The 21,347-nt window shown below is 55.0% G+C and carries 20 protein-coding genes and 1 pseudogene; 18 read left to right on the forward strand and 3 right to left on the reverse strand.

The window, feature by feature from the left end; genetic code table 11:
* The first annotated feature begins 309 nt into the window (after nucleotides 1–309).
* On the forward strand, nucleotides 310–678 hold the full coding sequence (locus MUU46_RS05980; RefSeq protein WP_159752263.1) for a DUF3302 domain-containing protein: 369 nt from the start codon (nucleotides 310–312) through the stop codon (nucleotides 676–678).
* The gene (locus MUU46_RS05985) at nucleotides 678–1,820 is read left to right on the forward strand and encodes an HlyD family secretion protein (protein WP_159752261.1); all 1,143 of its coding nucleotides are present in this window, start codon (nucleotides 678–680) and stop codon (nucleotides 1,818–1,820) included. The genes MUU46_RS05980 and MUU46_RS05985 overlap by 1 nt, the downstream gene beginning before the upstream one ends.
* Before the next feature lie 31 nt (nucleotides 1,821–1,851).
* Here the strand turns inward: MUU46_RS05985 and MUU46_RS05990 are convergent, their stop codons facing one another.
* Nucleotides 1,852–3,558, reverse strand: a complete 1,707-nt coding sequence (locus MUU46_RS05990) for a GGDEF domain-containing protein (RefSeq protein WP_258965069.1) — start codon at nucleotides 3,556–3,558, stop codon at nucleotides 1,852–1,854.
* A 254-nt stretch (nucleotides 3,559–3,812) separates the two neighbouring features.
* Between MUU46_RS05990 and MUU46_RS05995 the strand changes: the two genes are divergently transcribed.
* The 6 genes from MUU46_RS05995 to MUU46_RS06020 all read left to right on the forward strand — a co-directional run bounded on the left by MUU46_RS05995 (nucleotide 3,813) and on the right by MUU46_RS06020 (nucleotide 10,539).
* Nucleotides 3,813–5,015 carry a multidrug effflux MFS transporter gene (locus MUU46_RS05995; protein WP_159752257.1) on the forward strand — a complete coding sequence of 401 codons (1,203 nt, stop codon included), beginning with the start codon at nucleotides 3,813–3,815 and terminating at the stop codon, nucleotides 5,013–5,015.
* A gap of 179 nt (nucleotides 5,016–5,194) precedes the next feature.
* On the forward strand, nucleotides 5,195–5,884 hold the full coding sequence (gene paoA, locus MUU46_RS06000; protein WP_258965070.1) for an aldehyde dehydrogenase iron-sulfur subunit PaoA: 690 nt from the start codon (nucleotides 5,195–5,197) through the stop codon (nucleotides 5,882–5,884).
* Complete coding sequence (locus MUU46_RS06005; RefSeq protein ID WP_258965071.1) at nucleotides 5,881–6,843, forward strand: FAD binding domain-containing protein; 963 nt, start codon at nucleotides 5,881–5,883, stop codon at nucleotides 6,841–6,843. The genes paoA and MUU46_RS06005 overlap by 4 nt, the downstream gene beginning before the upstream one ends.
* Nucleotides 6,833–9,028: an aldehyde oxidoreductase molybdenum-binding subunit PaoC gene (gene paoC, locus MUU46_RS06010; protein WP_258965072.1), complete on the forward strand. Its 2,196-nt coding sequence runs from the start codon at nucleotides 6,833–6,835 to the stop codon at nucleotides 9,026–9,028. Before MUU46_RS06005 ends, paoC begins: the two co-directional genes overlap by 11 nt.
* Nucleotides 9,029–9,037: 9 nt before the next feature.
* Nucleotides 9,038–9,982, forward strand: a complete 945-nt coding sequence (locus MUU46_RS06015; protein WP_258965073.1) for an XdhC family protein — start codon at nucleotides 9,038–9,040, stop codon at nucleotides 9,980–9,982.
* Nucleotides 9,982–10,539: a nucleotidyltransferase family protein gene (locus MUU46_RS06020; RefSeq protein WP_258965074.1), complete on the forward strand. Its 558-nt coding sequence runs from the start codon at nucleotides 9,982–9,984 to the stop codon at nucleotides 10,537–10,539. The genes MUU46_RS06015 and MUU46_RS06020 overlap by 1 nt, the downstream gene beginning before the upstream one ends.
* A gap of 94 nt (nucleotides 10,540–10,633) precedes the next feature.
* On the opposite strand, the pseudogene MUU46_RS06025 reads toward MUU46_RS06020, so the two are convergent.
* Nucleotides 10,634–11,683, reverse strand: a pseudogene (locus tag MUU46_RS06025) (alpha/beta hydrolase).
* 232 nt (nucleotides 11,684–11,915) lie between these two features.
* Here MUU46_RS06025 and MUU46_RS06030 point away from each other — a divergent pair.
* From MUU46_RS06030 to MUU46_RS06070, 9 genes are all read left to right on the forward strand, one after another.
* A complete protein-coding gene (locus tag MUU46_RS06030) occupies nucleotides 11,916–12,596 on the forward strand; it encodes a heavy metal response regulator transcription factor (RefSeq protein WP_258965075.1) in 681 nt (226 codons plus the stop codon).
* A gap of 15 nt (nucleotides 12,597–12,611) precedes the next feature.
* Complete coding sequence (locus MUU46_RS06035) at nucleotides 12,612–14,081, forward strand: heavy metal sensor histidine kinase (protein WP_258965076.1); 1,470 nt, start codon at nucleotides 12,612–12,614, stop codon at nucleotides 14,079–14,081.
* A gap of 63 nt (nucleotides 14,082–14,144) precedes the next feature.
* On the forward strand, nucleotides 14,145–14,624 hold the full coding sequence (locus MUU46_RS06040) for a (R)-mandelonitrile lyase (RefSeq protein WP_258965077.1): 480 nt from the start codon (nucleotides 14,145–14,147) through the stop codon (nucleotides 14,622–14,624).
* Entirely contained in the window at nucleotides 14,602–15,366 is a 765-nt protein-coding gene (locus MUU46_RS06045) for a carboxymuconolactone decarboxylase family protein (RefSeq protein WP_159752239.1), read from the forward strand. Before MUU46_RS06040 ends, MUU46_RS06045 begins: the two co-directional genes overlap by 23 nt.
* An 11-nt stretch (nucleotides 15,367–15,377) precedes the next feature.
* A complete protein-coding gene (locus tag MUU46_RS06050) occupies nucleotides 15,378–15,962 on the forward strand; it encodes a flavodoxin (RefSeq protein ID WP_159752237.1) in 585 nt (194 codons plus the stop codon).
* A gap of 23 nt (nucleotides 15,963–15,985) precedes the next feature.
* Nucleotides 15,986–17,050, forward strand: coding sequence for an alpha/beta hydrolase (locus MUU46_RS06055; protein WP_258965078.1), 1,065 nt, complete (start codon nucleotides 15,986–15,988; stop codon nucleotides 17,048–17,050).
* Between the two features lie 142 nt (nucleotides 17,051–17,192).
* Complete coding sequence (locus MUU46_RS06060; protein ID WP_258965079.1) at nucleotides 17,193–17,852, forward strand: DUF1345 domain-containing protein; 660 nt, start codon at nucleotides 17,193–17,195, stop codon at nucleotides 17,850–17,852.
* A gap of 106 nt (nucleotides 17,853–17,958) precedes the next feature.
* Nucleotides 17,959–18,810 (forward strand): aldo/keto reductase, encoded by an 852-nt coding sequence (locus MUU46_RS06065; protein ID WP_258965080.1) that lies wholly within the window; start codon nucleotides 17,959–17,961, stop codon nucleotides 18,808–18,810.
* 13 nt (nucleotides 18,811–18,823) lie between these two features.
* On the forward strand, nucleotides 18,824–19,813 hold the full coding sequence (locus MUU46_RS06070; protein WP_258965081.1) for an aldo/keto reductase: 990 nt from the start codon (nucleotides 18,824–18,826) through the stop codon (nucleotides 19,811–19,813).
* Between the two features lie 34 nt (nucleotides 19,814–19,847).
* On the opposite strand, the gene MUU46_RS06075 is transcribed toward MUU46_RS06070, so the two are convergent.
* A complete protein-coding gene (locus MUU46_RS06075; protein ID WP_159752227.1) occupies nucleotides 19,848–20,741 on the reverse strand; it encodes a LysR family transcriptional regulator in 894 nt (297 codons plus the stop codon).
* Nucleotides 20,742–21,096: 355 nt separating this feature from the next.
* Between MUU46_RS06075 and MUU46_RS06080 the strand changes: the two genes are divergently transcribed.
* Complete coding sequence (locus MUU46_RS06080) at nucleotides 21,097–21,291, forward strand: YdfD/YebW family protein (protein WP_159752225.1); 195 nt, start codon at nucleotides 21,097–21,099, stop codon at nucleotides 21,289–21,291.
* Nucleotides 21,292–21,347: the final 56 nt, after the last annotated feature.

The following is a 21,347-nucleotide window of genomic DNA, read 5'->3' on the forward strand; positions in this document are numbered from 1 at the left end:
TCAGCTCAGGTAACCTGGCTAAACAGGGCGAATTGGCGGGCGGATGAACAATGAAACCGTGTCCAACAATGGTGGGTCTGAAATACCGCGTCTAAACCCCGTTCCCCAACGCCTTCCCACCGAAGGCGTTTTTATTTCCTCATCTCTTATTTAAATTTAGATAAAAACCTTTTTGCAATCGCCGCAATTTACTTTTAAACAACTGTGAGTTTGTGCAACCCATTGATTTATGGTTTTCTGTACACTGAAGGATATTATTACCTTTAATAAATCTCGTATCGTTCGTTTTTCTTCCTGGAGTTTTTAATCATGATCCTGGACTATGTTGCACTGGCAATACTGACTGCGGTAATTTTAATATTATTTTACGGAATAATTGTTATTCACGACATTCCGTATGAAATCGCAAAAGAACGTAAACACCCTCATCAGGACGCCATCCACTATGCGGGCTGGGTGAGTTTATTTACGCTACATGCGCTATGGCCATTCCTGTGGATCTGGGCCGCGCTCTGGCGTGAAGACCGGGGCTGGGGCATGAATAGCGTCAGTGAAGACCAGCAAAATATGCATGTACAGATGAATCATATGCTTATTCAAATAGATCAGCTTAAAGACCAGGTGAATGAATTAAAGCAAACGTCTGCACCGGCTAAGACTGTGGAGGAAAAACAATAATGGAAACGTTATTACTGCTTACCTACGCAGCTCTGTGCGTTATTATATTTAAGGTTTTTCGCATTCCATTAAATAAATGGACGGTGCCAACAGCCGTTCTTGGTGGCGTGATATTTATTACCATCATTATTCTGTTGATGAACTATAACTTCCCGTTCAGCGATATGGGCAAACAGGCGTACCGCACGGTGCCAATTGTTTCTCAGGTTCGCGGCAGAGTGATTGATGTACCGGTCAAACCGAATACACTTTTGAAGGAAGGCGATGTGCTGTTCCGCATCGATCCAACCATTTTTCAGGCGAAAGTGGATGACCTTCGTGCGCAGGTGAAAGAGGCCAGTCAGAACGCATTGTCTCTGGATTCTGGGCTGGATCAGGCGCAGGCCGATCTCAATAAAGCCATCGCCGACCGCGATAAAGCGCAGCGTGAATATTCCCGCTACAGCGAAGGCCATGCCAAAGGCGCGTTTTCCGATCAGATGGTCGACACCCGTCGCCAGACCTATAAAGCCACCGATGCTGCCGTAGTGGCCGCCAGGGCGCAGGTTGAAGAGGCTAAAAACAATCTGAATTCAGTGGTTCACGGGCAAAATACCAAAGTCGCCTCGCTATTAGCGCAGCTGAATAAAGCAGAGTTCAAACTGGAAAATACCGTGGTACGTGCGCCGTCTGCGGGTTACGTCAGTACCGTGGGTTTGCGTGTCGGCACGATGTCTACCGCCCTCGGCCTGGCACCAGTCATGACCTTTATCCCACTTGAAGCCGATTCTAAAGATACCTACGTGGCCGCCTTCCGCCAGAACGCAATTCAGCGACTGCAGACCGGCTACAAAGCAGAGCTGCTGTTCCCGTCAATACCGGGCACCGTGTTCAGTGGGGAAGTAGTCGAAGTGCTGCCGGCCATTGGTGAGAGCCAGTTCCAGGGCCAGGGGAAGTTACTGACGACGGCGGATGTTACCAATCAGGGACGCGTGCTGGTGAAAGTGAAAGCCACCGATCCACGACTGAAAGATTATCATCTGCCGCAGGGCACGCAGGTTGAAATTGCCGTTTACTCAGACCATTTCAAAGACTTCGCGTTGATTCGTAAGATTTTGATCCGTATGTCGAGCTGGGAAAGTTTCGTCTATCTCGATCACTAAATACTGTCCCCTCCCATCCGGGAGGGGAATTCTAGCCGCGTTCCGGCAGCCCGCAAATTTTGTCACGACCGGTTTTTTTCGCTTCGTACAGCGCCGCATCGGCTTCCGCTAACACCTCACCTAACTCACGCTGCCAGCCTGAGGCCACGCCAAAACTCACCGTTATCGAGAAAGGTTCCCTTTTCGGCCCTTCGAAGCGCAGCTGACGAATTTCGTTCTGAATACGGGTGGTGTAGCCGGTCACGTCTTCGTGGCCCGGTGTGCGGAAGACCACCGCAAACTCCTCGCCGCCCAGACGCCCAATAACATCTCCCGGACGGCTGAATTTCTTGAGCGTGGTCGCCAGCGCCACCAGCACTTTGTCGCCGGTTGGGTGTCCCCAAGTGTCGTTGATCGATTTGAAGTGATCGACATCGATCATGATGAGCCACACCGGATGCTCATGCGTGGCCTGCACCAGCAGATTTCCCGCCAATTCGTCGAACGCCCGGCGGTTAAACAGGTGGGTCAGCGGGTCTTCCTCCGACTGGCGCTGCAAGCGTTTACTCAGGATGGTCTGTTCGCGCAGTTTAGCGCCCAGCGTGCCGAGGGAGGAAAATAGCTCCTGTACCTCTTCGGCGGTGCTTTCGTCCATCAGTGTTTCCTGATGCTTACCGGCGATTATCCCGTTCGCTATTTGGTTGAGTCGTAGAATCGGCTGAAGTACGCGGGAGCGAATATAGAAAATCAGCCCTGTCGTCAGCGCGCAGAGCATGATCAGGATAATAACAATCAGCACCAGATGCAGCAGTGCCCGGTGTTCAGCGTGGACGTAGTGCTTTTTCACCCCGGTCAGATAGGTGTTCAACAGTTCATCAAACGTATTCAGGCTTTCGTGATAGCGCACCGCAAAATCCTCCGCACCCACGCTATATGGCTGATTTTTCACGCTTTCTGACTTAATCTCATTCAGCATCGCCACACCCTGCGATTCAAATTTCTGACGCACATTATCCAGGCGCTGCGGAAAACCAGGCAGATAGTTTGCTTCTTCGCCTTGGGTGCGCAACAGCCACCACAGCACGTCGATACGCTCCATGCCGCGGCTTAATGCTTCCAAATTGCTGAGCGGAATCGGCGTATGGGTAGAGAGCGGGATCAACACTTGCGAGCCTAATCGCCCGGTCGCATCTCGCAACTCCCCCAATGCCTGCGCGCGCAAAATCGGGCCCAGCGCCTTGGGCTCGAGCAACAGAAACGATGAAGTATGCTGGAACAACGCGGTGTGATAAAAGTCAGTCGCTTCGACCATGGCGCTGATCGAACGCTGCGCGTCCTGCGGGTCGCTCAGCTCCTGATTTCGATACGTATCGACGCTCAAACGCGAATTATTGAGCTGTTCGATGGTCGCTCTCAGCAGCGCCGGGGAAAGTAGGTTTTGTGGGATCCGCTCCAGATTGCGGTCGGTTATCCGGCGGCTATCATCAAGGGATTTCCAGGCCTGCGCTTTTCGCTCCATTGGGCTGAGGACCAGTTCATTGGCATAAGCACGCTCGCTCGCCAGATCGTTGGACACCTGCAATACATGGTAGAAATCACCGAACTGGATTACATCATTATGGGCGCTGTGCCATGCATTCCAGGAAACGGACAGCAACCACCACGACAAGATTGACGTCAGCACAATGCTGGCGATGGCCGAGCCCCAGAGATAACGCAAAACGTTGGAAGGCGATGATGCTTTTTTGAGTCTTTTCATTGGGCAATCAGGCCATAAAATTCAGTAAATGACAGCGGGTTAGGCTTAGTCTATCGCAGCCAGAGGGGATCCGGACAGTTTCGTGCGCAATTTTTCAGCGATTTCCTCAATATTCTTTGGTTATCGGCCACGGCTTACTGAATGCCAGCAATGATGAATGTGATTCATAAAGGCTATCCTTTTACCTGCGGTTATCTCATCGACCAAACCCGTTAACATACGTCCTGACCCCTTCCTCATCCAGATGGATAATTATGATTGATTCCCAGTCACGATCGCTCTCAGCGTCCAGCGCATCGACCGGCCTTTTATTTGTTTTAATTCTCAGCGCGCTGATGGCAGTCACATCGTTATCCACCGATATTTACTTGCCCGCAATGCCACTCATGGCAAAGGATTTACAGGGTGATGCAGAACTAACCATCACCGGGTTTCTAATCGGCTTCTGCCTTGCGCAGCTGATTTGGGGGCCGATCAGCGATCGGTTCGGTCGACGCTTACCGTTGTTCATTGGCATGGCACTATTCGTCATTGGCTCCATTGGCTGCGCCCTGGCCACGGATATGGGGCAGATCGTTTTCTGGCGGGTGTTTCAGGCGTTAGGGGCCTGCACCGGTCCAATGCTGGCCCGTGCGATGATCCGCGATATCTTTAGCCGTACCCGCGCGGCATACATGCTTTCTACGCTAATGCTGATCATGGCGATTGCGCCGATTGCCGGGCCGCTGATTGGCGGACAAATGATCAAGATAACCTCATGGCACGCCATTTTTTGGCTGCTGGCGATCATTGGCGCGTTGATGCTGGCCTGCTTATTTTGGTTGCCTGAAACCCTGCCAGAAGAGAAACGCGTGCAGACCTCGTTTCTCGGGGCGTTTCGAAACTATTTCCTCCTTCTGAAAAACACCCGCTATATGCGGTTCACGCTAAGCCTGACGTTCTATTATGTGGCGGCCTACGCGTTTATTACCGGCTCGCCGTTTGTGTACATCACCTATTTTGGCGTCGAGCCCCAGCATTACGGCTGGTTATTTGCGGTGAATATCGTTGGCCTGATGGCGGTAAGCATGATCAACCGAAAACTGGTGCATCGCTATCCGCTGGAGAAACTGCTGACGTTCGCCGTTCTGGTCGCCGCCGTTGCCGCCGTCGTGCTTGCGGTCGTCGCCGGGCTGAATATCGGCGGGATTAGCCTGATCGCCGGGTCAATATTCGTGTTCTTTTCCATGAATGGCATCATCGCCGCGACGTCGACCGCCTGCGCGCTGGATGCCGTGCCCGGCGCTACCGGCTCGGCCTCGGCATTAATGGGCTCATTACAGTACGGCAGCGGCATTATTTCCTCACTGCTGCTGGCTTTTATGCGCGACGGTACGCCCTGGACCATGGCCTGGATTATGGCCGCCTTCACCCTCGCCAGCGCCGCCATGGCTCTGACGACCACGCTAAAAAAATAAGCCACCGGGCGCTTCACCGCGCCTTCTCGCCCCGGTATTGATGCATTTTCCTCATGACGGCATTCGCGATTTAAGAATAATCCTGCGCCCAGTGCCGTCTATGCTTAATGTTTAAAAAACCAACAAAGCCGTTCGTATCTGATTCTGAATCCACGCATTGTGAATACCGGAGGCTTGGCATGAGCAACCAAGGCGAGATCCCTGAAAATAACCATCCTGGTCAATCCCAACCCCCTGATTTTAGCCTGTCGCGCCGGACGCTATTAAAGGTCGGTGCAGCCACTGCGGCCACGGCCGCGGTTCCACCCGGCACGGCCCTGGCCCAGCCCACGCGCGCAGTGACGCCTGCGCCTGAAATCCTGCCTCTCACCCTGAAAGTGAACGGCAAAAGCCACCCGCTTGACGTTGATACGCGCACGACGCTGCTGGATGCGCTGCGCGAAAACCTGCACCTCACCGGCACCAAAAAAGGCTGCGACCACGGGCAATGCGGGGCGTGTACAGTGTTGGTCGACGGTCGCAGGCTCAATGCCTGCTTGACGCTGGCGGTAATGCATCAGGATGCAGAGATAACCACCATCGAAGGCCTCGGCGCGCCAGATAACCTGCATCCGATGCAGGCAGCGTTTATTAAACACGACGGCTACCAGTGCGGCTACTGCACCCCGGGACAAATCTGCTCGTCGGTGGCGGTGCTGAAAGAGATAGAAGCCGGGGTCCCGAGCCACGTCACGCTGGATTTAGTGTCGTCGCCTGACATGACGGATGAGGAAATTCGCGAACGAATGAGCGGCAATATCTGTCGCTGTGGAGCGTACTCCAACATTCTGGCCGCCATCAAAGACGCCGCCGGGGAGCCGAAATCATGAAGGCTTTCACCTATGAACGCGTGAAAACACCCGCCGAGGCGGCGGCCAGCGCCCGACGTTCGAGCGGATCGAAATTTATCGCCGGAGGAACCAATCTGCTTGATTTGATGAAGCTGGAGATTGAAACGCCGGTGCATCTTATCGACGTCAACGGCTTGGCTCTGAATCACATCGACGCCACCGAGGAGGGTGGATTGCGCATCGGCGCGCTGGTACGCAATACCGATTTAGCCGCTGACCTGCAGATCCGTCGGGATTACGCGGTTCTGGCCAGAGCGCTGCTGGCAGGCGCATCCGGCCAATTGCGTAATCAGGCCACAACGGCGGGCAACCTGCTGCAACGCACCCGCTGTCCTTATTTTTACGATACCAACCAGCCCTGCAACAAGCGCCTACCCGGCAGCGGCTGTGCGGCGCTTGAAGGCTTCAGCCGTCAGCACGCGGTCGTGGGCGCCAGTGAAGCCTGTATCGCCACACACCCCAGCGATATGGCGGTGGCGATGCGCTTGCTGGACGCGGTCGTGGAAACCGTCGATCCGGATGGACACGAACGTAAAATCCCCATCGCTGATTTTTATCGTGCGCCGGGCAACACACCGCATCGTGAAACGGTCCTGACACCGGGAGAACTGATCGTCGCGGTGACGCTGCCTGCACCGCTTGGTGGCACGCATATCTACCGTAAAGTGCGCGACCGCGCCTCTTATGCGTTTGCGCTGGTGTCGGTGGCTGCCGTGGTGCTGCCCGATGGTAGCGGGCGCGTGGCATTCGGTGGCGTGGCGCATAAACCCTGGAGACAGGCTGAAGCGGATGCGCAAATCCCACACGGAGCGCAGGCGGTATATGACCAGTTGTTTAGCCGAGCACACCCCACGCCTGAAAATACATTTAAGCTAACGTTGGCGAAGCGCACGCTCGCCTCCGTGCTGACCGAAGCGAGGGCCGGACATGAAATTTGATCAACCTGCAGGCCAAAACCCGATTGATAATCTTACCGTTGTCGGGCAGCCCCACGACCGAATTGATGGCCCACTGAAAACCACCGGCAGCGCGCACTACGCCTACGAATGGCATGATGTGGCCGATAACGTGGCGTATGGCTATATCGTCGGCGCGGCGATTGCCAAAGGGCGAATCACCTCCATGGACATCGAGGCGGCAAAATCCGCCCCGGGCGTACTCACCGTGGTGACCGCGGGCAATGCCGGATCGCTCGGCAAAGGGAGTAAAAACACCGCCATGCTACTCGGTGGCCCGGTGATTGAGCACTATCATCAGGCCGTGGCGCTGGTAGTCGCTGAGACGTTTGAGCAAGCGCGCGCGGCGGCCGCGCTGGTGAATGTGGAATATCGCCGGGATACCGGGGCCTATTCTTTGGCGGACGAAAAGCCCTCCGCGACTGCGCCGAAAGGCGAGGAGGACAAAAACGTCGGCGATTTTGATGCCGCCTGGTCAACAGCGGCGGTAAAACTGGAAGCCACTTACACCACACCCAATCAGAGCCATATGGCAATGGAGCCACACGCTTCGATGGCGGTCTGGGAAGGCGAAAAGCTGACCGTCTGGACCTCAAATCAGATGATCAACTGGTGCCACACCGACCTGGCGCAAACCCTAAAACTGCCAATGGAAAACGTGCGGATAATATCCCCTTATATCGGTGGAGGGTTTGGCGGAAAGCTATTTCTGCGAAGCGATGCCCTGCTAGCGGCGCTCGGCGCTCGGGCCATAAAACGGCCGGTGAAAGTCATGCTGCCCCGCCCCGTCATTCCCAATAATACGACGCACCGCCCGGCGACTATTCAGCATATCCGGATTGGCTGTGGCAGTGACGGCAAAATCACCGCTATCGCCCATGAAAGCTGGTCCGGCAATCTTTCCGGCGGCGCGCCCGAAACGGCCGTTCAGCAGACCGAACTGCTCTACGCCGGAGCGAATCGCCATACGGCTTTGCGACTAGCGAAACTTAATCTGCCGGAAGGCAACGCCATGCGCGCACCTGGAGAAGCGCCGGGACTGATGGCGTTGGAAATCGCGATGGACGAACTTGCCGAAAAAGCCGGCATCGACCCGGTGGAGTTTCGCATTCTGAATGACACCCAGGTCGACCCTGCTAATCCTGAGCGGCGTTTCTCGCGCCGCCAGCTGGTTGAGTGCCTGCGCACCGGTGCAGAACACTTCGGCTGGAAACAGCGCAATGCGACCCCCGCCCAGATTCGCGACGGACGCTGGCTGGTCGGCATGGGCGTGGCGGCAGGTTTTCGAAACAATCTGCTGACCAAGTCCGGCGCGCGCGTGCATCTGGATGGCAACGGCAACGTGACGGTTGAAACGGACATGACCGACATCGGCACCGGCAGCTACACCATTATCGCCCAAACGGCGGCGGAAATGCTCGGCGTGCCGATGGCAAAAATTGACGTCCGGCTGGGCGATTCCCGCTTCCCGATCTCCGCGGGTTCCGGTGGCCAATGGGGGGCCAACACCTCGACGGCAGGCGTGTATGCCGCCTGCGTGAAGCTGCGTGAGGCCATCGCCAACAGGCTTGGTTTTGATGCGACCCAGGCGCATTTCGCCAACGAAGAAATCATCGCGGGTGACAGACATATAAAACTCAACGAGGCGGCGTCAGACGGGACATTAACCGCCGAAGACACCATCGAATTTGGATCCCTCGACAAGCAGTATCAGCAGTCGACGTTTGCCGGGCATTTTGTCGAAGTGGGCGTGGATGCCGCGACCGGAGAAGTCCGGGTCCGACGAATGCTGGCAGTATGCGCGGCAGGACGCATTCTTAACCCGAAAACCGCGCGCAGCCAGGTGATTGGCGCGATGACCATGGGCCTCGGCGGAGCGTTGATGGAAGAGCTGGCGGTCGATACGCGGCTGGGCTATTTCGTCAATCACGATATGGCTGGCTATGAAGTGCCGGTTCATGCCGACGTGCCGGAGCAGGAAGTGATTTTCCTTGAGGACACCGATCCGATTTCATCGCCGATGAAAGCCAAGGGGGTCGGTGAACTCGGGCTGTGCGGGGTCAGCGCGGCGATTGCCAACGCCGTGTATAACGCCACGGGCGTGCGGGTCCGCGATTACCCCGTCACGCTGGATAAGTATCTCAGCGCCCTGCCGGACGTGGTGTAAGGAGACGCTATGGGACAGAACGCGATATGCATCTCCCCTGCTGATTCGCCGCGGGTTACGCCTGAACAGGCATTTCTGACCGATGACAGCCGGGAGATTTTACGCTTTGCGCTCGAGGCATTAACGGCCGGAATGGGCGCGGCGCTGGTGACACTGGTGGCGATCCGTGGCGGCGCGGCGCGCTCGCCTGGCGCACAAATGGCGGTGCGCGAAGACGGCTTATATTGCGGCTTTGTCTCCGGTGGTTGCGTGGAGGCCGCCGTGGCTTATGAGGCGATGGAGGTCATTGCCTCGGGCCAGGACCGCGAAGTACGCTACGGCGAAGGCTCGCCTTATTTCGATATCGTTCTGCCCTGCGGCGGCGGTATCACGCTCAGCATTCATCGGCTGCGTTCTGCGCAACCGCTGCTGGCGGTACTCAACCAACTGGAACAACGTCAGCCCGCCGGGCTGCGCTATTTGCCGCAGTCACAAACGCTACAAAGTATCGCCTCGTCGCCCAAAACAGGCTGGCAGGGTGACGGCTTCGATACCGCATATCGCCCCGGCGTGCGGGTGATTGTGTTTGGTCGCTCCATTGAAGCGCAGACCACCGCTGCGCTGGCGCAGACCGCCGGTTACGACGTCCACACCGGGACCGACCTCGACGCGTATATCGACAGAATTATCGATACCGACACCGCAGTGCTGCTGCTGTGGCACGACCTGCACCGCGAGCTACCCGTTTTACAGGCCGCCCTTCGCGGAAAACCGTTTTATATCGGCGCACTGGGGAGCCATCGGACACATTGTCAGCGCTGCCAATCGCTGAGGGAACGTGGCTGGAGCGAAGGCGATATCGCACGGATCAAAGCCCCGATCGGCATCTTTCCCAAAGCCCGCGATGCGCGATCGTTGGCGCTTTCGGTGCTGGCAGATGTGGCGGCGGCACGCCTGCAAACCGGAGAGCCGTAATGCCCTCCCCCGTGGTGATCATTCTGGCTGCTGGACGTGGCGAACGGTTCCGGGCGAGCGGTGCCACGACACATAAACTCGATGCGATTCTGCACGACCAGTCGGTGTTAACGCATGTGATTCAGGCGGTAAAAGACGCAGGGCTGGAATGGCATTTGGTCAGGCCGAAAGGCGGCACACGCGGCATGGGTGAATCCATTGCGTTAGGCGTCAGCGCCACCGTGCACGCTGCAGGCTGGTTGATTCTGCCCGGCGATTTACCGCTGATTCAGCCCGATTCTCTACGGTGTGTCGCCGAAGGGTTATGCGAAAAACCAGTGGTGGTACCTCATTATCGCCAGCAACAAGGGCATCCGGTGGCCTTCAGCCATGCTTATCTGCCGAGGCTGACGGCCCTGACAGGGGGCATGGGCGCGAAAGAGATTGTGCGTAGCGCCCGACTTCAGCACCAGGTTCTGGATCTGGCCTTAAAGGATGGTGGAATTGTGCAAGACATCGATACGCTGGCAGATTTGGCTCAGGCAGAGCGTCACCTCCATCGCAACGGCAGTTTATGAATTTTATTCATAACGCCAATCCCTCTGGCGTAATTATCTTTTCGCCTGCCTCGAGTACTCTGAATCAGCCCTTATCGGGCTGATTCCGGCCAGGTCAGATATTTTTATCGAAGAAGGTATCGAGCTGGCTCATGGCCTGGTCGACATAGCGCGGTACCCAGTACGTTTCGATATGCGTCGCACCGTCGATCAGAACTATTTTTTTATCTTTCGTACCGGTGGCCTTTTTGAACGCGCTTTCGGTCATGTAAAGCGAGTCTGCTTTACTCCCGGCCATCATCAGCAGCGGTTGGTTAATCAAGTCCATGTTGCTTTGCGCGTCAAAGCTCATCAAATCGAGCAGGCTACTGGTGGTATAGCGGAACGTTGAATTTGGGTGCGCGTGGGTTTTCCCGTAGTACTCGAAGCCCTGGCGATACAGCTCAAACGGCAGTTTGGCGATTTGTTCATCCGTCAGTTTGGCGTCGCCGGAATAGCTGATTTCACCGGTGGAGGCTTCTTTCGCGCGCGCCTCGCTTGCCTGACTCAGTCATTGCTGAATAGTGGCAATTTGCGAGTCCTGGTAACCGTTTCGACGTACCAGACCTGAGTCAAACATGCTCAGTGTCGCCAGCGCTTTAAAACGTTTGTCGGTCTGGGCGGTTTTCAATGAATAACCACCGCCGCCGCAGATACCGAGCAGGCCGATACGTGCGGTATCAACGCCCGGATATTGGCCGATGTAATCGGCCATGCCGTGAATATCCTCAATGCGGTTGGCCGGTTTATCCACGCTGCGAGGCAGACCACCGCTGGCACCCTGATAAGCCGCATCGGCAGCAATTGTAATGTAACCATGCTCAGCCAGACGTTGAGCATATAACCCAGCGACCTGCTCTTTAACGCCGCCGTTAGGATGCGCCACCACGACCGCCGGGTATTTTTTAGCAGGATCGTAGTTGGCTGGCGTATAGACATTCGCGGCAATCTGAATGCCGTGAAGGTCATATTTCACGGGGTGAATGTTGACCTTGCCTGCCACGTTCTCGGTGATGGCGCCGTCATAGACGAGGGTGAACGGATTTTGTTTGTAATCAGCCGCATGCGCTGATGCCGCGCCAGCCATGTCGGTAATCAGCATGGCGGTTAAGAGTGTGAATTTCATGGTCTCTCCTGATGAGTGACGGCCTGTCCAGGCAGGCTCGTGAAACTAAATTTGCACACTCAGAGTAGAGGCCAGTGCCTGACAGCATCGTGACGGGAAGATAACAAGGCTGTCAGTTAAGAGACGTCGTAACTGACAAAAATGTCAGGAAACGGTCAGCTTGCTGTTGGTAGTGGTTCAGTAGCATCGACAGCATATCGCTGACGATAAGGGAAACGGATGAGGAAATGGAATGAGACTGCTATTAGTTGAAGACGAAGAAAAAACATCCACTTATCTTAGCCGCGCGCTGGGCGAATCCGGCTTTACCGTAGATATTTCGGCGGATGGTGCTGAAGGCCTGCACTACGCGCTGGAGTTCGACTATGACGCAATCATCTTGGACATCATGTTGCCAGGCATGGACGGTTATCGTGTGCTTGAGGGGCTGCGTGCCAGCAAACAGACGCCGGTGCTAATGCTGTCTGCCCGAGGCTCTGTCGACGAACGCGTTAAAGGGCTTCGACTCGGCGCCGATGATTATCTTCCCAAACCTTTTTCTCTTATTGAACTGGTCGCGCGCATTCAGGCGCTGGTCCGTCGTCGCTCGACCGATGGAGCGGATATTACGCAGCTACAGATCCACGATTTGCAACTCGATCTGCTGGCGCGCCGGGTGTTTCGTGCCGGAACGCGCGTGGAGCTGACGGCCAAAGAGTTTTCATTACTGAGCCTGCTGGCCCGCCATCAGGGAGAAATCCTCTCCAAGATGATGATCGCCGAGCAGGTGTGGGACATGGATTTCGACAGCGACGCCAACGTCGTTGAAGTGGCCATTAAACGCCTGCGAGCCAAAATCGACTTGCCCTTTGACGTCAAACTGCTGCATACCGTGCGCGGGATGGGCTATGTCCTCGAACTCAGACCCGATTAAGTGACGGAGACAAACATGTTTAAGCGCGCCATCTCAGTGCATCTGGCCCTGATGTTTGCCCTTTCCGCCCTGCTGATTGTCTCGACAATCGGCATCTTGCTCAGAAGCTCTCTGCATGATTCCCTGCAAAAACAGATGCATAACGAGCTACTTTTTCGTGAATCCTTAATGAGCCCGTGGATCACCGCGCGCACCTCGGCGGAAGGCTGGTCAGTATTAGCCAATAAATTCAACGTGCTGGCAAGCTCAGAGGGCGAGCGCGTTCGCTACTGGATAGTCAGTGACGATCCGCGTTTCAGCGTGGGCGGAATGCCGCCAGTCGGCGTGCAGTGGTCTGCCCTGAAAGAGGGTTTTAACAAAATGCCCGGTGCGTCAGACGGGGCCTGCTCACTTTTCCTGTTGGTAAAAACCATCCCGGCAAACGGTGACAGACCGGCGTTACGCTATGTGGTTGCCATCGACTCGACACCTTACATGGGCACATTGGATGCCTTCACCCGTACACTGCTTCTCATTACCGCGCTGGGGGTGTTTATCGTCGCCCTGCTGGGATACGGCGTCTCAAGAATCGGCCTTCGTCCCGTCGGTGCACTGAGCAAACAAGCCCGCCATTTAGCGCCGGGGGACCACGGCCAGCGCCTGGATACCGCCGCATTGCCGATTGAATTACAAGAGCTGGCCTCATCCTTTAACGGTGTTCTGGTGCGACAGGAAGTTGCCTGGCGACAGCTCGAAAGCTTTAACGCCGATGTGGCGCATGAGTTGCGCACCCCACTGACCAACCTGATTGGTCAAACGCAGTTAGGGCTTTCACGACGCCGCTCACATGAAGAACTGGAAGAGTTACTGGGTTCAAATCTCGAAGAGCTTGAGCGCATGACCACTATCGTGAACGACATGCTGTTCTTGTCTCACGCTCACGCCGGAGAACATGCCGCTCAGCTGACAACAGTCTCGCTGCGAGAAGAAACACTGAAAACGGCAGAGTATGTCGAGCCTTCATTTGCTGAAAAAAAGCTTACCCTGGACATTAAAGGCGACGCGATAGCCCGTATCGATCGGCGTTTATTCCACCGCTCGCTGGCCAATTTACTGGAAAACAGCGCACGACATTCTTCACCGAGCAGCACAGTGACCGTTCGGTTAAGTGAAAAAAACGGTCAGGCCTGCGTGGCAGTTTCAAACCCAGGTGAGCCAATCCCCCTCACCCATTTGCATCGCCTTTTTGAACGTTTTTATCGGGCCGATTCCTCACGTGCGAAGAGTGATACCCATCATGGACTTGGGCTGTCTATCGTACGCGCCGTGGCAATTATGCACCACGGAGACGTTTTCGCGCGCAGCGAAGGCGGGATCAACACTTTTGGACTGACATTTGCCATCTCGCCTGAAAGTGAGCAAAACACAGCGGCAACAGCCGAGTTAAACACGGGAGTCGCGTTATCCGGCCCAACTGACAGGATTGTCAGGGGAACGTCAGGCTGATGACATGTCTCCCTCGCTAGAATCATGGCAGGCAATCCCTCGTTGACTAAAAGGACGCATTGCATGACTGGAAAAATACGTTATCTCGGACTGTTACTCCCCCTGCTCACGTTTACTTGCTGGGGGGCGGTGCAAAACGATGCCACCCAGATAGTGACCGCTGGAAGTCAAAACGCCATTTACGGATCTGCGGAGAATTTTACCGGACGCGTTCGGGTCGATCCGCTGTTTAAACCTGATGACAACATCTCTGTTTCAGGCGCGTATGTCACCTTTGAGCCTGGTGCTCGCTCGGCCTGGCACACCCATCCGGCCGGTCAGCGCCTGATTGTCACCTCCGGTGTAGGACTCACACAGGTGGAAGGTCAGCCGGTACAGATCATTCGCCCAGGCGATGTGGTGTCTTGCCCTCCGGGGGTCAAACACTGGCATGGTGCCGCCCCGGGCAGTGCCATGACGCATTTGGCCATCACTGGAGTAGTGGACGGGAAAAGCGTTAACTGGAAGGAGTTGGTAACCGATGAACAATATCATGCCCATTAAGGCGCTCATGGCGGCAACGTTGCTGCTGGTGAGCGGTAGCCTGACGGCAAATGCTGCACCCACGGCAAAAGGAGCCACAGAAATGAATCAATCTCACACCGCTAGCGACACGTTATCGACACGCCAGCAGGCGATTCCGTTGATAGCGTCTTACATGGCGAGCAGCCAGATGGAAAAGCTGAATGCAGCGTTAAACCTGGGGCTGGATGCCGGGATGACCATCAATGAAAGCAAAGAAATTCTGGTTCAGCTGTATGCCTATACCGGTTTCCCTCGCAGTCTCAATGCATTAAGCGAGCTAATGAAAGTGGTTGAAGCACGTAAGCAGCGCGGCATCCATGATCTTGAAGGCAAAGCGCCATCCAGTCCCATTCCCATTGGGGATGAATTGCGCCGTGTGGGCACCGCAAACCAGACAAAAATCTCAGGCGCCCCCGTTCAGGGACCACTGTTTGATTTTGCTCCGATCATTAATCAGTTCCTGCAAACCCATCTCTTCGGCGATATTTTTGCCCGCGATAACCTCGACTGGCAAAGCCGCGAGCTGGCGACCGTCGGCGCATTAGCCGCCACGCCTGGCGTTGAAGCCCAGCTGTTGTCGCATACTCGCGCAAGCCTTCGCGTCGGTCTGACCGCAGGACAGCTGCGACAGCTCGCCCAAATTCTGCGTGAGCATGGTGAGACCAAGTCTGCTGAACGCGCGGAACAGGCGCTGAAAACAGCGCTGGCGGACGCAAAATAGAGGTGACTTGTATGGACCACGATCCCACTCGTCGGCTGCTGTTAACGGCTCTGGCAGGGTTGACGCTGGCGAATGTCACGCTGGCTTCAGCGGCCTCCGGAACAGCGAACACACAGAACAACAGCCGCATTCTGGTTGCGTACTTTTCACGAAGCGGCAATACGCGCGTCATTGCGGGTGTGATTCATCGCAGCCTGCAAACCGATATGTTTGAAATCGAACCGGCCACACCGTACCCGGTAGAATATTTCCAGACCGTGGAAAAAGCGAAAAAAGAACGCGAGGCGGGAATCCGACCTGCATTAAAAAATAACGTTGCTGATATCGAACGTTATCAGACGATTTATTTAGGGTTCCCCATCTGGGGGACCAGTGTGCCGCCGGTGGTGCAAACCTTTCTCAGTAGCCATAACCTCGCAGGGAAGCAGCTTATTCCCTTTATTACTCACGGTGGTTATGGCCCTGGTGACAGCGATGGCATTCTTAGCCGCCTGGCCCCAACGGCGCGTCGAGAAAAACCACTGATAATGGAATGCGATCAGGAAAGAAAAACCACCGAAACGGTAACTGAGTGGTTAGAAGCCATTCGCAGCTAATTCATCAATTCGAGGTCATTACATTGAAGACACTATTTAAAACGTTGGTGCTGTGCATGATGGCAGGCGGCCTTTTGGCGCAGTCCGTACACGCGGAGCCCTTGGTGATTCAGGCACAGGGTAGCTTTGCCACTGGCGGCACCGTTATCACCGCACCGGGTAAATTCGATGCGAAAAAGCCGATGGAACCTGCTGGTCAGACGTATCATGGCGACCATGCTTCCGTGTTTTACCAAATCCCCGAAAACCCACATAAATATCCGATCGTGATGCTGCACGGTGCGGGGCAGTTCTCCCGTACCTGGGAAAGCACGCCGGATGGGAGAGAAGGGTTTCAGAACATCTTTTTGCGACGCGGTTTCTCGACGTATTTAGTCGATCAGCCTCGCCGTGGCTCAGCGGGCCGTAGCACCGTTGAAGGGACCGTCACGCCAAAGCCGGACGAGCAGTTGTGGTTTAATCAGTTCCGCGTCGGTATCTGGCCTGACTATTTTAAAGGCGTGCAGTTCTCGCATAATAAAGAAGCGCTGAATCAGTATTTCCGTCAGATGACGCCGAACACAGGCCCATTTGATATCGGCGTGATTTCCGATGCTATGTCGGCGGTGGTGGATAAATCTGGTCCGGCTATCCTGTTCACGCACTCCCAGGGCGGCGGCCCTGGCTGGTATACCGCGATGAAAAACAACAAGGTAAAAGCTATCGTGGCCTTTGAGCCTGGCAGCAGCTTTGTGTTCCCGGAAAAAGAGCTACCGGCCCCGATGCCGAGCGCGTTCGATACGCTGAAAGGCGAACCTGTTCCGCTGGAACAGTTTATGGCGCTGACCAAAATCCCCATCCTGATTATTTATGGCGATAACATCCCGGATAAACCGGTCGCGATGCCGGCCCAGGACAGCTGGCGAGTCCGCCTGGCGATGGCCCGCGAATGGCGTGATGTGGTCAACAAACACGGCGGCGATGTGACGGTGACCCATTTGCCGGAGATAGGGATCAAAGGCAATACCCATTTCCCGTTCTCAGATTTGAATAACGTTCAGATTGCCGATCTGGTCAGCCAATTCCTGAAAGATAAAAATCTGCAGTAAGGCTAAAGCAGGGTTCATCGCTTACTTATGAATCCTGCAACGTCTCCTCATCGGATGTCGTCTAATTCCGGTGAACCAGAGGCCCTCCCCCGCACCGTCGTCTACAGTTAATCTTATCAATCATTTGTAGAACAATTTACCTATGGGTTTTTCGCTAAGGACTCACCTGTTCACGCGGCTGCGGCTGCTGATTTCAATGACTGCAGGCGTTATCTGTTATTTCGCCCTTCCCGCTTCGGGAGGCACGCTGCAACGCATGTTGATCGGCTGGAACGTTCTGGCCTGGTTGTACCTGATTTTTATCTGGTTTCGGATGTTGCGTACCGACGTGGAAGATATTCCGCGTATCGCCAAAATTCAGGATCAAAGCGCAGGGCTGGTGTTGGGTATGGTTATCGTCGCGTGTATGGCCAGTATCGTGGCGATTCTGAGCGAACTTTCATCTCTGCACTCGCTTTCCGGCACGCCGCGCATTCTTCATGTTGTCCTGACGGCAACGACGCTGATTGTTTCCTGGGCATTGCTGCCAAGCTCATTCGCAATGCATTACGCACACCATCATTATCTGCATCGCGGCAAAGGGGTTTCGCCAATGCTCTTCCCGGAAAAACCCGAAGATCCCGATTACTGGGATTTCCTCTATTTTTCTTTTACGATTGCCGTTGCGTCGCAAACGGCAGATGTTGCCACTGGCACCACCGAGATGCGCCAAATTGCGCTCTTGCAGTCCGTCATCTCATTTATCTTTAATCTGGCGATCTTAGGATTATCGGTCAATGTTGGCGCCGGATTACTGAGCTGAACCCGTATTAATGAACAGTTCTAATTAACCCTAGTGGATTACACCCTCTAATCAAATAAATCACCTTGCGCTATTCTTTGCCTACACAACAGCGAAGGATAACGTCATGCAAACTGTAAAACTGAACAACGGCATTGAAATGCCCCTGCAGGGCTTTGGTGTATTTCAGATGACGGATGCCGCCGAATGCGAGCGCGCCGTAATTGATGCCATCGAAACCGGCTACCGCCTGATTGATACCGCCGCCTCTTATCAGAATGAAAGTCAGGTCGGCAACGCGCTGAAACAGAGCGATATCGCGCGCGATGAACTGTTTGTCACCACCAAACTGTGGCTGCAGGACACAAATTACGAAGGCGCTAAAGCGCAGTTCGAACGTTCACTGAATCGCCTGCAGCTGGATTACGTCGACCTTTATCTGATTCACCAGCCTTATGGCGATGTGCACGGTGCATGGCGTGCAATGGAAGAGTTGCATCAGGCTGGGAAAATCCGCGCCATTGGCGTGAGTAACTTCCACCCAGACCGTCTCGCCGACCTCACCGCATTTAATAAAGTTGTTCCGGCAGTTAACCAGATTGAAGTGAATCCGTTCAACCAGCAGCTGCACGCGGTGCCGTGGATGCAAACCCACGGGATCCAGCCTGAAGCATGGGCGCCATTTGCCGAAGGCAAAAATGGTCTGTTCCAGCATCCAGTGCTGACCACTATCGGCGAGAAATACGGCAAAAGCGTGGGCCAGGTTGTCCTGCGTTGGATCTTCCAGCGCGGAATTGTATCGCTGGCAAAAACAGTGCGTAAAGAACGTATGCAAGAGAACATCAATATCCTCGACTTCGAACTCAGCCAGGAAGAAATGCTGCAAATTACCGCGCTGGACAGCGCAACCAGCGCGTTCTTCTCACATCGCGATCCGGCGATGGTGCAGTGGCTGGCTGGACGTAAACTCGACGTATAATGAGGAACTGTTAATGCAAAAACGTTATCTCGGCAAATCTGGCCTGGAAGTCTCGGCGCTGGGTCTGGGCTGCATGGGCCTCAGCCACGGCTATGGTCCGGCAACGGACACCCGTCAGGCCATTGAGCTGATCCGCAACGCCGTCGAGCGCGGCGTGACCTTCTTCGACACCGCCGAAGTGTACGGCCCGTATCTGAACGAAGAAGTGGTTGGCGAAGCGTTAAAACCGTTCCGCGACCAGGTGGTTATCGCCACGAAATTTGGTTTCACTTTCGGGGATGATAACAAGCAGCAGATTTTGAACAGCCGCCCGGAGCACATCCGTCAGGCAGTTGAAGGCTCGCTGCGCCGCCTCAAAACCGATGTGATTGATCTGCTGTATCAGCATCGCGTTGACCCGGATGTGCCGATTGAAGACGTCGCGGGCGTGGTGAAAGAACTGATTGCGGAAGGGAAAGTGAAGCACTTCGGCCTGTCCGAAGCGGGCGCGCAAACCATTCGCCGGGCACATGCCGTGCAGCCCGTCGCCGCATTGCAGAGTGAATATTCAATGTGGTGGCGTGAGCCTGAGCAGGAAATTCTGCCGGTGCTGGAAGAGTTAGGCATTGGGTTTGTGCCCTTCAGCCCGTTGGGCAAAGGCTTCCTGACCGGGGCCATCAAATCCGGTACCACCTTTGGCGCGGATGATTTCCGCAGCAAAGTGCCGCGTTTTGCCGCCGAGGCCATTGATGCCAATGAAAATCTGCTCACGGTGCTCGGCGAACTGGCTGGCGAAAAAGGCGTGACCAATGCGCAAATCGCGCTCGCCTGGCTGTTGGCGCAGAAACCGTGGATTGTGCCGATTCCGGGCACGACCAAACTGCATCGACTGGAAGAAAACCTCGGCGCGGCGGACATCACCCTGTCTCAGGATGAGTTACGTAAGATTGGTCAGGCACTTGAAACGGTGAAAATCGTCGGCGACCGTTATCCGGCCGCACTTCAGGCTCGCGTGGGCCGTTAAGGTTCTGGCTGGCTTGTCTCTGTTGGCAAGCCAGCTATTCCGAATAGCGCAGCGCGTCGATCATCAGCGCAAACGCCGGAGGATGCTGTTTGCGACTCGGGTAATACAAATAATATCCCGGGAATGACGGGCACCATTCCTGCAACACCTGAACCAGCTCGCCGGATTCGACCTGCGCCTGAATTGCATCTTCGGGAATGCAGGCGATACCAAACCCGGACAGCACTGCGTCGATGCGTTCCGGCAACAAATTAAACGTCAGCTGCCCGTCCACTCTGACACGCAGCGGCTTCCCTTCCCGTTCGAACTCCCAGTGATAAAGCCCCCCAGCCGTCGGCAAACGCATATTGATACACTGATGATGCTGTAGCTCATGCGGCATTTTCGGGGCCGGATTTTCAGCGAAATAGGCCGGCGAGCCAACTACCGCCATCCGCATATCCGGGGCAATTCGCACCGCGACCATATCTTTATCTACGCTTTCGCCCAGACGAATGCCTGCATCAAAGCGTCCTTCAACGATATCGACGAAGCCGTTATCAACCACCAGCTCAACGTTAATCTCCGGGTATTGACGCAGAAATGGTTTCAGCTTTGGCCACAGCACGCTGCGCGCCGAATGCTCTCCGGCAGAGATGCGGATATTGCCGGAGGCGCTCCCGTTCAGTTGAATGAGCGTTGATAGCTCCTGCTCGAGGTCAGCAATGCGCGGTTCCAGGCAGGCGATAATCCGCTCACCCGCTTCTGTCGGCGCCACGCTACGGGTGGTTCGGGTCAGAAGCCGAATATTCAGCCGCTCTTCCAGCGCCTTGATGGCATGGCTCAATGCCGATTGTGAAACACCCAGCTTACCGGCCGCTTTGGTAAAACTTCGCTCTCTGGCTACCACCAGAAAGATCTGTAGTTCATTGAAGTTTTCTTTAAGCATGGCTCATTCCTTTTTGAACGCGACGACGGGTGTGGACTCACCTGGGAGAGTAACAGCTAGCGACTGCGATTGCTTCCAGGGAACCGTGCGGCCCCCTGTTGAGAGCTCGCGGCGACTAAATACATGCCTGATATTTTCGGAAGGTAATTATTACGTATATTCCACAAATTTGTTGTCCCTATTTGGATCCGGACCCACCTCATTAAGAATGATCCCATTTACATCAACACAACCCGCTCACTTTGATGTATATTAACTGCCCAGAGAAATTTTGCGTAATTCCGGGCCGATCAACGAGATATTCCGAATCAATCTCAGCGCCTGAAGGACGTGTTAAAGCATATAAAGGAATGACATGTACGGGCTAGTTCTGATTATCTCATTTGCCACTGGTGCAACTCAAAGCAACGTTATCGGGGCCTACAGCAGCCTGGCGCAGTGTGAGGCGGCATCGCAATCCCATCCTTCTAACACCCATTGTGCTTACATCGATCCAGATAAGGGCCTGCTCGCAGTCAAACCAAAGAACAACGATGCCACGCAGTCCTGATGCCAATATCGCGCGTCCGATCGGTCCGAAGTAATAACGCCCCCTGACGCGCTGTC

The sequence above is a fragment of the Scandinavium tedordense genome (genome assembly GCF_024764965.1).
In the GTDB taxonomy this organism is placed as follows: Bacteria; Pseudomonadota; Gammaproteobacteria; order Enterobacterales; family Enterobacteriaceae; genus Scandinavium; species Scandinavium tedordense.

Excerpts from the sequence above, each read along its gene's own strand:
- MUU46_RS05980 (WP_159752263.1), top strand. The coding sequence starts at position 310 with ATGATCCTGGACTATGTTGCACTGGCAATACTGACTGCGGTAATTTTA.
- MUU46_RS05985 (WP_159752261.1), top strand. The coding sequence starts at position 678 with ATGGAAACGTTATTACTGCTTACCTACGCAGCTCTGTGCGTTATTATA.
- MUU46_RS05990 (WP_258965069.1), bottom strand. The coding sequence starts at position 3,558 with ATGAAAAGACTCAAAAAAGCATCATCGCCTTCCAACGTTTTGCGTTAT.
- MUU46_RS05995 (WP_159752257.1), top strand. The coding sequence starts at position 3,813 with ATGATTGATTCCCAGTCACGATCGCTCTCAGCGTCCAGCGCATCGACC.
- paoA (WP_258965070.1), top strand. The coding sequence starts at position 5,195 with ATGAGCAACCAAGGCGAGATCCCTGAAAATAACCATCCTGGTCAATCC.
- MUU46_RS06005 (WP_258965071.1), top strand. The coding sequence starts at position 5,881 with ATGAAGGCTTTCACCTATGAACGCGTGAAAACACCCGCCGAGGCGGCG.
- paoC (WP_258965072.1), top strand. The coding sequence starts at position 6,833 with ATGAAATTTGATCAACCTGCAGGCCAAAACCCGATTGATAATCTTACC.
- MUU46_RS06015 (WP_258965073.1), top strand. The coding sequence starts at position 9,038 with ATGGGACAGAACGCGATATGCATCTCCCCTGCTGATTCGCCGCGGGTT.
- MUU46_RS06020 (WP_258965074.1), top strand. The coding sequence starts at position 9,982 with ATGCCCTCCCCCGTGGTGATCATTCTGGCTGCTGGACGTGGCGAACGG.
- MUU46_RS06030 (WP_258965075.1), top strand. The coding sequence starts at position 11,916 with ATGAGACTGCTATTAGTTGAAGACGAAGAAAAAACATCCACTTATCTT.
- MUU46_RS06035 (WP_258965076.1), top strand. The coding sequence starts at position 12,612 with ATGTTTAAGCGCGCCATCTCAGTGCATCTGGCCCTGATGTTTGCCCTT.
- MUU46_RS06040 (WP_258965077.1), top strand. The coding sequence starts at position 14,145 with ATGACTGGAAAAATACGTTATCTCGGACTGTTACTCCCCCTGCTCACG.
- MUU46_RS06045 (WP_159752239.1), top strand. The coding sequence starts at position 14,602 with ATGAACAATATCATGCCCATTAAGGCGCTCATGGCGGCAACGTTGCTG.
- MUU46_RS06050 (WP_159752237.1), top strand. The coding sequence starts at position 15,378 with ATGGACCACGATCCCACTCGTCGGCTGCTGTTAACGGCTCTGGCAGGG.
- MUU46_RS06060 (WP_258965079.1), top strand. The coding sequence starts at position 17,193 with ATGGGTTTTTCGCTAAGGACTCACCTGTTCACGCGGCTGCGGCTGCTG.
- MUU46_RS06065 (WP_258965080.1), top strand. The coding sequence starts at position 17,959 with ATGCAAACTGTAAAACTGAACAACGGCATTGAAATGCCCCTGCAGGGC.
- MUU46_RS06070 (WP_258965081.1), top strand. The coding sequence starts at position 18,824 with ATGCAAAAACGTTATCTCGGCAAATCTGGCCTGGAAGTCTCGGCGCTG.
- MUU46_RS06075 (WP_159752227.1), bottom strand. The coding sequence starts at position 20,741 with ATGCTTAAAGAAAACTTCAATGAACTACAGATCTTTCTGGTGGTAGCC.
- MUU46_RS06080 (WP_159752225.1), top strand. The coding sequence starts at position 21,097 with ATGTACGGGCTAGTTCTGATTATCTCATTTGCCACTGGTGCAACTCAA.